Origin of the sequence: Streptomyces sp. RP5T, from assembly GCF_003933965.1 — a bacterium.
In the GTDB taxonomy this organism is placed as follows: domain Bacteria; phylum Actinomycetota; class Actinomycetes; order Streptomycetales; family Streptomycetaceae; genus Streptomyces.
The window spans coordinates 1-11625 of the sequence record NZ_RSAJ01000255.1 but is presented as its reverse complement, the minus strand read 5'-3'; the positions used below and the strand labels follow the sequence as shown (position 1 = coordinate 11625).

The window sequence follows — 11625 nt, the reverse complement described above, 5'->3', positions numbered from 1 at the left end:
GGGTACGGGGGAACGCGGCGGGGCCGGAGAAAGCTCCGTGCGCCGCCGGGTGGGTCCGGGTCAGGCCAGGGGGGCCTCGCGGACCGTGTCCAGCAGGGTGAGGACGAGGCGGGCGGTCTCGGTGGGGGTGTTCCCGACCTTGACGCCGACCGCCTCCAGCGCCGTCTTCTTCGCCTGTGCCGTGCCCGCCGAACCGGACACGATGGCGCCGGCGTGGCCCATGGTCCGGCCCTCGGGCGCGGTGAATCCGGCGATGTAGCCGACGACGGGTTTGGTGACGTGGGCACGGATGTACGCGGCCGCCCGCTCCTCGGCGTCGCCGCCGATCTCCCCGATGAGGACGATCAGTTCGGTGTCGGGGTCGTCCTGGAAGGCGGCCAGGCAGTCGATGTGGGTGGTGCCGACGACGGGGTCTCCGCCGATGCCGACACAGGTGGAGAAGCCGATGTCGCGCAGCTCGTGCATGAGTTGGTAGGTGAGCGTGCCCGACTTGGAGACCAGGCCGACGCGGCCGGATCTGGCGATGTCGGCGGGGATGATGCCGGCGTTGGACTGTCCGGGCGTGATGAGACCCGGGCAGTTGGGTCCCACGATCCGTGTCCCCTTCTTCTTCGCGTACGAGGTGAAGGCGACGCTGTCGTGGACGGGGATGCCCTCGGTGATGACGACGGCCAGCCGGATCCCGGCGTCGACGGCCTCGACAACTGCCGCTTCGGCGAAGGCCGGTGGCACGAAGACCACGGTGACGTCGGCTCCGGTCTCCCGGATGCCGTCGGCGACGGATCCGAAGACGGGCAGGACACGCTCGTCGAGGTCGACGGTCTGGCCGGACTTGCGCGGGTTGACGCCGCCGACCACGTCGGTGCCCGCGGCGAGCATGCGCCGGGTGTGTTTCATGCCCTCGCCTCCGGTCATGCCCTGGACGAGGACCCGGGACTCCTTGGTCAGGAAGATGGCCATGTCCCTCTCCTTCAGGTGGTGTTGGCGAGTTCGGCGGCACGGCGGGCGGCGCCGTCCATGGTGACGGCCTGCTGGAGCAGGGGGTGGGCGTGCCGGTCGAGGACGGCCCGGCCGCGGGCGGCGTTGTTGCCGTCGAGGCGCACGACGACCGGCTTGGTGAGCCGCACCTCCTGAAGGGCCCGCACGATGCCGTCGGCGACCGCGTCGCAGGCGGTGATGCCGCCGAAGACGTTGACGAACACGGACTTCACGGCCGGGTCCGACAGGATGACCGTCAGTCCGTCGGCCATGACCTGCGCCGAGGCGCCGCCGCCGATGTCGAGGAAGTTGGCGGGGCGGGCTCCGCAGCCGGCGACCACGTCGAGGGTCGACATGACCAGTCCGGCGCCGTTGCCGATGATGCCGACCTCGCCGTCGAGCCTGACGTAGTTGAGGCCCTTCGCGGCGGCGGCCGCCTCCAGCGGATCGTCGTACGCGATGCCCTCCTCGCCCCAGCGAGCCTGCCTGAAGCGGGCGTTGTCGTCGAGGGTGACCTTGCCGTCGAGGGCGAGGATGTGTCCTTGCCGGGTGCGCACGAGCGGGTTGACCTCGACGAGGAGGGCGTCCTGGTGGACGAGGACCTCCCACAGTCGTACGAGGACGTCGGCGGTCCGCGGCGGCAGGCCGGCGGCCTCGGCGATCTCGCCCGCCTTCACCGAGGTGACACCTTCGGCGGGGTCGACGGGTATCCGGGCGACCGCCTCCGGGCGGACCGCCGCGACCTCCTCTATGTCCATGCCGCCCTCCGCCGAGGCGACGGCGAGGAAGCGGCCCGCTGCCCGGTCGAGGACGTAGGCGACGTAGAACTCGCTCTCGATGTCCACCGGTTGGGCCAGCATGACCTCGCGGACGGTGTGGCCCTTGATGTCCATGCCGAGGATCCGGCGGGTCGTCCGCTCGGCCTCGGCGGGGTCGGCGGCGAGCCGCACACCGCCCGCCTTGCCCCGGCCCCCCGCCTTGACCTGCGCCTTGACGACGACGGGGCCGCCCAGCCTGCGGGCGATGGCGCGGGCCTCCTGGGGCGAGTCGGTGACCTCCGCCCTCGGCACCGGGATTCCGTGTTCCTCGAAGAGGGCCCGGGCTTCGTGCTCGTACAGGTCCATGCTTGGGCTCCCGTCTCAAAGTGCACGACTCAAAAGTGCTGCACGCCCCCTGGACATCGCCCATCGGATGCGGGATAACAATCTTCATACAGTATTCGTCGACTGTATGCAATGTGCCAAACATGGCCGTGAGGTGATCCATGACGACGTTGGCGCTTGATGGTGTGCGGGTGTTGGACATGACGCATGTGCAGTCGGGTCCGTCGGCGACGCAGTTGCTGGCGTGGCTGGGGGCGGATGTGGTGAAGGTGGAGGCGCCGGGCGGGGACGTCACGCGGCGGCAGTTGCGGGATGTGCCGGGTGCGGACTCGTTGTATTTCACGATGCTCAACTGCAACAAGCGCAGCATCACGCTGAATGTGAAGTCGGAGCGGGGCCGGCAGATCCTGTCCGCGTTGATCCGGGGTGCGGATGTGCTGGTGGAGAACTTCGCGCCGGGTGCGGTGGAGCGGATGGGGTTTTCGTGGGAGCGGATCCGGGAGCTCAATCCGCGGATCGTGTATGCGTCGATCAAGGGGTTCGGGCCGGGTCCGTACACGGATTTCAAAGCCTATGAGGTGGTGGCGCAGGCGATGGGCGGGTCGATGGCGACGACCGGTTTCCAGGACGGTCCGCCGCTGGCGACCGGGGCGCAGATCGGTGACTCGGGGACCGGTGTGCATGCGGTGGCCGGGATCCTGGCGGCGTTGTTCCAGCGGGAGCGCAGCGGGCGCGGGCAGCGGGTGGACGTGGCGATGCAGCACGCGGTGCTGAACCTGTGCCGGGTCAAGCTGCGTGACCAGCAGCGCCTGGCGAACGGGCCGCTGGCGGAGTATCCGGGCGACGGCCTGACCGACGGCTTCACCGACGAGGTGCCGCGTTCGGGCAACGCCTCGGGAGGCGGGCAGCCCGGCTGGGCGGTGCGGTGCGCGCCGGGCGGTGCGAACGACTACGTGTACGTCATCGTCCAGCCGCAGGGCTGGGAGCCGCTGGCCGCGCTGATCGGCCGACCCGAACTCGCCGAAGATCCTGAATGGGCCACGCCTGAGGCACGTCTTCCCAAGCTGGCGAAGATGTTCCAGCTGATCGAGGAATGGACCGCGTTGCTGCCGAAGTGGCGGGTGCTGGAAGAGCTCAACCGGCACAACATTCCGTGCGGGCCGATCCTGTCCCCGAAGGAGATCATCGAGGACGCCTCACTCGCGGCGAACGACATGATCGTCGAGGTCGCGCATCCCGAACGCGGCTCCTTCACCACCGTCGGCAACCCCCTCAAACTCTCCGACTCACCCACCCGCATCACCACCCCACCCCTCCTCGGCCAACACAACGAGGAGATATACATCGGCGAACTCGGCCTCGGTGACGAGGAGTTGCGGCTCCTCAGGTCGGGCGGGGTGATCTGACGTGGTGAACCGGAGCCATGGTCCCGGCCCGTCGGGCGGTGGTCCATGACGTGACTGAGCACGGGGTCCGGCGGCGGTGCGCGTCGGACGGACCCCGGGATCCGTGCGCACACGAAAGGCATTTGGACAGGGGGCGCTGGCCAGATCTTTCGACGCAAGGAGTGCTTGAAGACTATGACAACCATCGACTACTCGTCGTCCGCCACCTACAGGGAGGTGACGGACCGCAACGGCCGCGTGTACCGGGTCGGCGAGACCGACCGGCACATCATGGGACGACCACGATGGACCATGGTGCTCTTCCCGTGGATGGGCATGCTGGGCATCAGCTCCTCGGAGTACGCGTTCACGTCGGCCGAGGACACGCTGCACGAGGCGCATCTGTGGAGCAGCGGGCACATCTTCTGGCTGATGGGCGTCTGGGTGTTCTTCCAGGCGGCCGTGGCCTTCCCCGCCGGGCAGCTGCGGGAGAGCGGGAAGCTTCCGGCCCGCTACGCGATGATGCTGGGCGCGCTGGGCACCGTCCTCGGTTATCTGTCCCTCGCGTTCGCGCCGAACGTGATCGTCGCCTACCTGGGCTTCGGCGTGTGCAGCGGTATCGGCGCCGGCCTTGTGTACGCGACCTGCGTGAACATGGTCGGCAAGTGGTTCCCGGAGCGCAAGGGCGGCAAGACCGGCATGGTCAACGGCGGTTTCGCCTACGGCTCGGTGCCCTTCGTCTTCCTGTTCACGTCGTACATGGACCTGAGCAACTACAAGGGCGTGCTGGTGACGGTGGGCCTGGTGTGCTGCTCGGTGGTGGCGTTCGCGGGCTGGTTCTTCAAGGACCCGCCGAAGAACTGGTGGCCGCCGCACGTCGACCCGCTCAAGCAGACCGACGACCCGAAGATCCGGCGGGCGCTGGAGAAGAACCCGCCGGCCGTCAAGCAGTACACCCCCAAGGAGGCCGCGCGTACGCCCGTCCTGTGGATGATGTGGTTCTGCCTGCTGTGCACGGCCGGCATCAACATCTTCGGCATCGCCTTCCAGGTGCCGTTCGGCAAGGACATGGGCTTCGCGGGCGGGATCGTGGCCACGGCGATGTCCCTGAAGGCGATCGTCAACGGCACCGGGCGCGGGGTGATCGGCTGGATCTCCGACAAGTTCGGCCGCCGCAACACGCTGATCATCGTGTGTCTGGTGCTGGGCACCGCGCAGTTCGGTGTGCTGGTCTCGGGCCAGATGGGCAGCATGCCGTTCTTCCTCTTCTGCTCCATGGTCTCCGGCTTCGGCGGCGGCGCGATCTTCCCGCTGTTCGCCGCGATGACCGCGGACTACTTCGGTGAGAACAACAACGCCTCCAACTACGGCATGGTCTACAGCTCGAAGCTCATCTCGGGGCTCGTGGGCTCCGGTGTCGGCTCGATCGTGGTCGGCGCCTGGGACTACCAGGGCGCGTTCGTCCTGGCCGGCTCGATCGGCCTGGCGTCCGCGGTCCTCGCGCTGTTCCTCAAGGCGCCCGGCAGGCCCCAGACCAGCCGTCGGACCGTACCCAACCCGCAACCGCTCGGCGAGGAAATGGCCTGACATGACGGCAGATCCGTACGCAGCACGCAGCGAGACCGACAAGAGCGCACAGCCCACCGCCGCACCACGTCCCTACCGAGAAGTGACCGACGCGGGCGGCCGCGTCTACCGCGTCGGCGAGACCGACCGGGACATCCTCGGTCACTCGCGCAAGCTCATGGTGTATCTGCCCTGGATCACCATGATGGCCATCAGCGTCTTCGAGTACGCGTACGGCTCGGCCGAGGACACCCTGTCCCACGCCCACGGCTGGACGCAGAGCAACACCTTCTGGATCCTCAGTGTCTGGGTCTTCTTCCAGGCCGGCATCGCCTTCCCGGCGGGCTGGCTGCGGGAGAAGGGCGTCCTGACCGCCCGCAAGGCCATGTACATCGGCTCGGGTATGTGTCTGGTCGGGTTCCTCGCCCTGTCGCACCTGGGCAACGTCTGGCTGGCGATCCTCGGGTTCGGCGTCGTCGGAGGAATCGGCGCCGGCCTGGTCTACGCGACCTGTATCAACATGGTCGGCAAGTGGTTCCCCGAACGCCGGGGCGCCAGGACCGGGTTCGTCAACGGCGGCTTCGCGTACGGGTCCCTGCCCTTCATCTTCATCTTCAACTACGGCTTCGACACGGCGAACTACCACCGGGTCCTGGACCTCATCGGCTGCTACATCCTGATCGTGGTCGTGGGGTGCGCGTTCTTCTTCAAGGACCCGCCGAAGAACTGGTGGCCCGCGGACATCGACCCGCTGACGTACGGCGGCGACGGGAAGGGTGCCGCCGCGCTCTCCAAGAACCCCCCAGCGGTACGGCAGTTCACCCCGAAGGAGGCCATCAGGACCGGCATGCTTCCCCTCATGTGGATCGCCCTCGTCATGACCGCGGGGGTGTCGATCTTCGGTATCTCCTTCCAGGTCGACTACGCCAAGGAGGTGGGCTTCGGCCCACTGGTCGCGGCCTCCTCGATGGGTGTCATGGCGGTCATCAACGGCATCGGGCGCGGGGTCGTGGGCTGGCTGTCCGACAAGTGGGGGCGCAAGTCCACGCTGGTGTTCGTGATCGTCGTGCTGGGTCTCGCGCAGTTCGGGGTGATCTGGGCGGGTGACATCAGGAGCGAGTCGCTGTTCCTGGTGTTCGCGTTCCTGTCCGGATTCGGCGGCGGCGCGTTCTACCCGCTGTTCGCGGCGCTCACCCCGGACTACTTCGGGGAGAACTACAACGCCTCCAACTACGGCCTGGTGTACAGCGGCAAGCTGATCAGCGGTCTGTTCGGCGGCGGTCTGGGCTCCATGGTCGTGGCGGCCTGGGGCTACGACGGGGCGTACGCCCTGGCCGGCGCCACCTCGATGCTGGCGGCGGGGATCGCGCTGTTGCTACGACAGCCCGGGCGCCCCCGCAGCGGAGCCCCGGCGACACAACCACAAGCCGCGACCTGAGCAAAGCGGCTCACACATCGGGCGGCCCTCTCCCACGGCGTCCACCGGGGAAGGGCCGCCTGATCCGATGGAACGGGCCTGTTCGCGCGCGGCTCAGCGGCGGAGGGCTACTTCTCGCGGTCGTGGTACATCTTCCGCGTGTGTTCCGTGTGTTGCCGCATGACGGCGGTGGCGCGCTGCTCGTCGCGGTCGGCGATCGCGGCGATCAGTTCACGATGCTCGATCCACGACTGCCGGCCACGCTGACGAGCCACCGGCGTGTAATACCAGCGCACCCGGCGATCCACCTGCCCCGCCAACTCCGCAAGCACCGCGTTGCCCGCCAACTCCATCACCTTCGCATGCAACCGCGCGTTCAACGCGACCGCGGCATCCACGTCGTCCGCCGCCACCGCACGCTCCCCCTGCACACACAAGTCCTCAAGCGCCGCGACACCCGCACTGCCCGCATTCGCCGCCGCCAGCCGGGCCGCCTCCGCCTCCAACAACGTCCGCACCGTCAACAGCTGATCCGCCTCCTCGTCCGTCGGCTCATGCACGAACGCACCCTGCGCCGGACGCAAATCCACCCACCCCTCGGTGTTCAACCGCTGCAAAGCCTCCCGCACCGGCTGCCGCGACACCCCCAGATGACCCGCCAGCTCACTCTCCACCAAATGCTGACCAGGCTGCAGAGCACGCGTAGTGATCAACTCCAGCAACGCACCGTACACACGATCACGCAGCGGACCGGGACGCTCGAGCCTGGGCACCGTCCCGTACGGGAGTCCTGTCGTCGGCAACATCTCGGTCCCTCCTGTGCAGCGTCGTCGCTGCGGCTGAGAGATAAGTATGAATTGGTTTTCGCCTACAGTCTACGGCGCACAACCGCCATGAGCGCAGGTCGTACCGGCTCGTAGCGGCAGCTCAAAGGCTTGGTGACGTCACGACTCTTGCTGAGCGCTCTCTCCATCCTGTAGACAATATCCAGTCGACAAAGTCGGCAGTTCCTCGGTCACCCTCACCGAACGGAGCTTCCACCCATGAAAGTCGCAGTCCTCGGCGCCGGAGCCATCGGCGCCTACGTCGGCGCGGCACTCCACCGCGCCGGCGCCGACGTCCATCTCATCGCCCGCGGTCCGCACCTGGCGGCCATGCGGGACCACGGTGTCCAGGTCCTCAGCCCACGCGGTGACTTCACCGCCCACGTCCACGCCACCGACGACCCGGCCGAGATCGGCCCGGTCGACTACGTCTTCCTCGGTCTGAAGGCCAACTCGTACGCGGCGTGCGGGCCGCTCATCGAGCCCCTTCTCACCGACACCACCGCGGTCGTCGCGGCACAGAACGGCATCCCCTGGTGGTACTTCCACCGGCACGGCGGACCGCACGACGGCCACCGCATCGAGAGCGTGGACCCGGGAGGCGCGGTCAGTGCGGTGCTCGCGCCCTCCCGGGCCATCGGCTGTGTCGTCTACGCGGCGACCGAACTCGAAGGACCCGGTGTGGTACGGCACTTGGAGGGGACGCGGTTCTCCGTCGGGGAGCCCGACCGCAGCCTCTCCCCCCGCTGTCTGGCCTTCAGCGAGGCCATGCAGGCCGGCGGGCTCAAGTGCCCGGTCGAACCGAACCTGCGGGACGACATCTGGCTCAAGCTGCTGGGCAACATCTCCTTCAACCCCATCAGCGCGCTGGCCCGGGCGACCATGCGCCAGATGTGCCTGCACGGCGGTACCCGCAAGGTCATCGAGACGATGATGGCCGAGACCCTCGCGGTCGCGGAGACGCTCGGCTGCACGGTCGGCGTCTCCATCGAACGCCGTCTCGCCGGTGCCGAGCGGGTGGGCGACCACCGCACCTCGACGCTCCAGGACCTGGAACGCGGCAAGCCCCTGGAGCTCGACGTCCTGCTCACCGCCGTCATCGAGCTGGCGGAGATCACCGGAGTGGACGTGCCCACGCTCCGTACCGTCCACGCCCTCTCCGACCTTCTCGCGCTCCGGTCCGCCGCATGACGGGCCTGGGCGCCCACGTCCTCGGGGTGGGACCCCGGTACCGGCCGAACACCGGTACCGGGGTGCCGATGGCCCATGCGATCGGCCGGGAGATCATCCGGGCGGGGCTGGCCGACCGGGAGTTCATCGCCCGCTCGACCTCCGGCTTCGAGGAGTACAGACGGCTCGTCGAGCCGTGGACGGTGTCGCTCGCGGTGAAGGTGACGGGCGTACCGGCCGCCGTCGTACGGGAGTTGGCGCACGCCTGCGCCCGAGGCGAGCCGTTGCGGGCGTGCACCGGCACCGGGGAGGAGGAGGCGCGTGCGGTGGCCGACCTGTCGCTGCTCACCGGCCGCGGTCACGGCGCCCGGGAGCCGCGTACGCCCTTCCACCTGGTCCAGCACGCCCCTCCCGTCGATCTGACGGACGAGGCGTATCCGGTACGGCTCACCACGGGACGCCGTACCGGCTCGTCCAACACCTCTCTGCGCAAGGGCGGTTCGGAGTCGTCGGTGCGGCGGGCCGAGTGTGTCGAGCTGAGTCCGGAGGACGCCGAGCGCTACGGCGTGGTGGTCGGCGAGGAGGTGCGGGTCGCCACCCGGCGGGGCTCGACGACGGCGCCGGTGTGGGTGGATCCGGCATTGCGGCCCGGTCTGGCGTTCATGAACGGCCGCCCGCCGGACGGGACCGGTGCCGAGCAGGCGGCGGCGAGGGCCGGGTGTCCGATCGCGGGGGCCGTCGAGTTCGAGGCCGCCGCGATCCGGATCGAGAAGGTGCCCGTGGTGGCGGTGCGGCGGTGAGCCCGGACACGGGACGCGTCACCCAGGGGAGGCCCGCCTCGACGGCGAGCGCCTCGCCCTCACCCTGCGCACCCCGGGCGATGACACCCTCCATGAACGTGTACGCGGGAGAGGAGCGCCTGACCCCGGCGGTCGTTCCGGCCGCCCGGGGCTGACGGTCCTGCCCGCTGCACGACGGCGGGACCCCGACCGGCGGGGAGCGCCCCCTGCGCCCTCGGGGTCCCGCCTCACTCGTGTGCGGTCAGCACTTCTCCCGCAGCGAGTGCAGGTGGGCGCTGGAGCGGCGGGCGAAGGTGAAGGACTCGGCGGGCTGGTCGTGCTCGGCCTGCCAGTGGTGGGCGAGGCGTTCGCCCCGCAGGCGGGATACGGCGGAGATGAACTTCTGGTAGTCGATGTCGCCGTCGCCGACGTCGGTCATGCGGTAGCCGTAGGTGTCGGCCGGATCCCTCACCCCGTCCTTGACGTGGAAGAGGGGGTAGCGGTGGGGTTGCCTGAGGACGTAGTCGAGGGGCTCGAAGGGCGCGGGCGTGCCGTCGGGCCGCCGGGAGAAGCGGAACTGGCCGGAGTAGGCCCAGAAGATGTCCATCTCCAGGAACACCAGGTCGGGGTCGGTCTCCCTGAGCAGCACGTCGTAGAGCCGGACCTTGGGGTTGTCGGTGGCGAAGGAGAACTCCTCGGAGTGGTTGTGCTGGTAGAACTTCATGCCGCGTGCCTTCGCCGCCGCCCCGTAGGTGTTGAACTCCTCGGCGGCGCGCTTCCACGCGTCGACGGTCGAGCCGTAGCGGAAGGGTCCCGAGGCGGTGCCGATGTGCTTGAGGCCGAGGGCCTGGGCGTCGTCGAGGACCTTGGTGAGGTTCTGGGCGAAGGTGTAGGCGTTGGGGTCGTCGGAGTAGTAGCCGACGTGGCTGCCGATCGGGTTCAGGCCGTGGTCGCGGGCCAGACGCCTGAGCTGGGCGAGGGTGATCGGTCCGGCCGAGCCCTGGGTGTAGCCGGCGAACTCGACCTCGTCGTAGCCGTACTTCTCCAGTTCGGCGAAGACGGGGGCGAAGCCGAGCGTCGCGACCTTGTCGCGGAGGCTGTAGAGCTGGATGCCGAGGCGGCCCGGGGGCAGGACGGGACGGCCGCGGCCGTGGCCGGTGGTGGCGGTCGCCGTCCCGGTGGCGGCGCCGGCCGGGGCGGCCGCGGCGCCCAGGAGCGCGGCGGCGGTGGCGCCCGCGGCCACACCGAGCATGCCTCGTCTGGTGAGACGGTGGGTGAGTTCGGGGTCGGGCTGGGAGATGCGGCTCATGCCTGGGACTCCTAGGGGTCGGAGGGCGTTGTCAGTGGCGGGTGCTTCACTGGGAACCAGTCGGAGAGGACCGGTCGTCGGGGCCCGGCTCCTCGGCTGCCGGTGGTGCGGGCCGGTCAGCCGAGACCGGCGAGGTGGAGCAGCAGTGACTTCACGTCGGTGGCCGCGACGCGGTCGCCGACGGCACGGGGGGTGGAGCAGATGAGGAGCGGACCGTCGTCGTCGCTCTCGGGAAGGCGGCCGTGGCTGCCGCGGATAGGTGACGGGTCGAGGGGCACGACCGCCATGCGGTAGCGCATGCCGAGTTTCTTGCGGGCCAGCGCGGTGGCCGCCTTGACCTTGACGTACGGGTCGAGCGGGTCCATGAAGAGTTCGACCGGGTCGTAGCCGGGTTTGCGGTGGATCTCGACCAGCTGCGCGAAGTCGGGTGCGCGGTCGTCGTCGAGCCAGTAGTAGTACGTGAACCAGGCGTCCGGCTCCGCCACGGCGACGAGTTCGCCGGAGCGCGGATGGTCGAGGTGGTGGGCCTTCTTGCCCTCGTCGTCGAGGAGTCGCTCGATGCCGGGCAGGCCGTCGAGGGCGGCACGGGTGGCGGGCAGGTCCTCGGGCCTGCGGACGTAAACATGGGCGATCTGGTGGTCGGCGACGGCGAAGGCGCGGGAGGCCATCGGGTCGAGGTACTCCATGCCGTCCTGCGTGTGCACTTCGAGGAGACCGGCCCGGCGCAGGGCACGGTTGATGTCGACCGGGCGGCTGACGCGGGTGATGCCGTACTCGGACAGCGCGACGACGGTACGGCCCTGCGCGCGGGCGTCGTCGAGCAACGGGCCGATGGCATGGTCGAGTTCGGCTGCGGCTTTGAGGGAGCGGGGGTCGTCGGGGCCGAAGCGCTGCAGGTCGTAGTCGAGGTGAGGGAGATAGCAGAGGGTCAGGTCGGGGTGGCGGGTGGCCATGATGTGGCGGGTGGCGTCGATGATCCACTGGCTGGAGACGAGATCGGCGCCCGGTCCCCAGAAGTGGAAGAGAGGGAAGGTGCCCAGTTTTGCGGTGAGTTCGTCGTGCAGGGCCGGCGGGCGGGTGTAGCAGTCGGGTTC

The 11625-nt window shown here is 69.2% G+C and carries 9 protein-coding genes and 1 pseudogene; 5 read left to right on the top strand and 5 right to left on the bottom strand.

The annotated features are described in order from the left end of the window. Window positions 1-60 precede the first annotated feature (60 nt). The gene (sucD, locus tag EHS43_RS24710; RefSeq protein WP_125192953.1) at window positions 61-960 is read right to left on the bottom strand and encodes a succinate--CoA ligase subunit alpha; all 900 of its coding nucleotides are present in this window, start codon (window positions 958-960) and stop codon (window positions 61-63) included. 11 nt (window positions 961-971) lie between these two features. Beyond that, window positions 972-2102, bottom strand: a complete 1131-nt coding sequence (gene sucC, locus EHS43_RS24705) for an ADP-forming succinate--CoA ligase subunit beta (protein WP_125192952.1) — start codon at window positions 2100-2102, stop codon at window positions 972-974. A 140-nt stretch (window positions 2103-2242) separates the two neighbouring features. Between sucC and frc the strand changes: the two genes are divergently transcribed. From frc to EHS43_RS24690, 3 genes are all read left to right on the top strand, one after another. Beyond that, window positions 2243-3487 (top strand): formyl-CoA transferase, encoded by a 1245-nt coding sequence (gene frc, locus EHS43_RS24700; RefSeq protein ID WP_125192951.1) that lies wholly within the window; start codon window positions 2243-2245, stop codon window positions 3485-3487. A gap of 174 nt (window positions 3488-3661) precedes the next feature. Then, window positions 3662-5053 (top strand): OFA family MFS transporter, encoded by a 1392-nt coding sequence (locus EHS43_RS24695; protein WP_125192950.1) that lies wholly within the window; start codon window positions 3662-3664, stop codon window positions 5051-5053. A 1-nt stretch (window position 5054) separates the two neighbouring features. Continuing rightward, entirely contained in the window at window positions 5055-6470 is a 1416-nt protein-coding gene (locus EHS43_RS24690; RefSeq protein WP_125192949.1) for an OFA family MFS transporter, read from the top strand. Between the two features lie 107 nt (window positions 6471-6577). Here EHS43_RS24690 and EHS43_RS24685 read toward each other — a convergent pair whose 3' ends face one another. After that, complete coding sequence (locus EHS43_RS24685) at window positions 6578-7252, bottom strand: GntR family transcriptional regulator (protein WP_125192954.1); 675 nt, start codon at window positions 7250-7252, stop codon at window positions 6578-6580. 240 nt (window positions 7253-7492) lie between these two features. Here EHS43_RS24685 and EHS43_RS24680 point away from each other — a divergent pair, with 240 nt between their 5' ends. Further along, window positions 7493-8464, top strand: a complete 972-nt coding sequence (locus EHS43_RS24680) for a 2-dehydropantoate 2-reductase (protein WP_125192948.1) — start codon at window positions 7493-7495, stop codon at window positions 8462-8464. Window positions 8465-8511: 47 nt separating this feature from the next. Next, window positions 8512-9243 (top strand): annotated as a pseudogene (locus EHS43_RS24675) (molybdopterin dinucleotide binding domain-containing protein); the annotation flags it as partial. A gap of 241 nt (window positions 9244-9484) precedes the next feature. Here EHS43_RS24675 and EHS43_RS24670 read toward each other — a convergent pair. Both EHS43_RS24670 and EHS43_RS24665 read right to left on the bottom strand, forming a co-directional pair. Continuing rightward, on the bottom strand, window positions 9485-10531 hold the full coding sequence (locus EHS43_RS24670; RefSeq protein WP_125192946.1) for a sugar phosphate isomerase/epimerase: 1047 nt from the start codon (window positions 10529-10531) through the stop codon (window positions 9485-9487). Between the two features lie 116 nt (window positions 10532-10647). Next, on the bottom strand, window positions 10648-11625 hold a 978-nt coding region (locus tag EHS43_RS24665), incomplete at its 5' end, for a nucleotide pyrophosphatase/phosphodiesterase family protein (protein ID WP_148104088.1).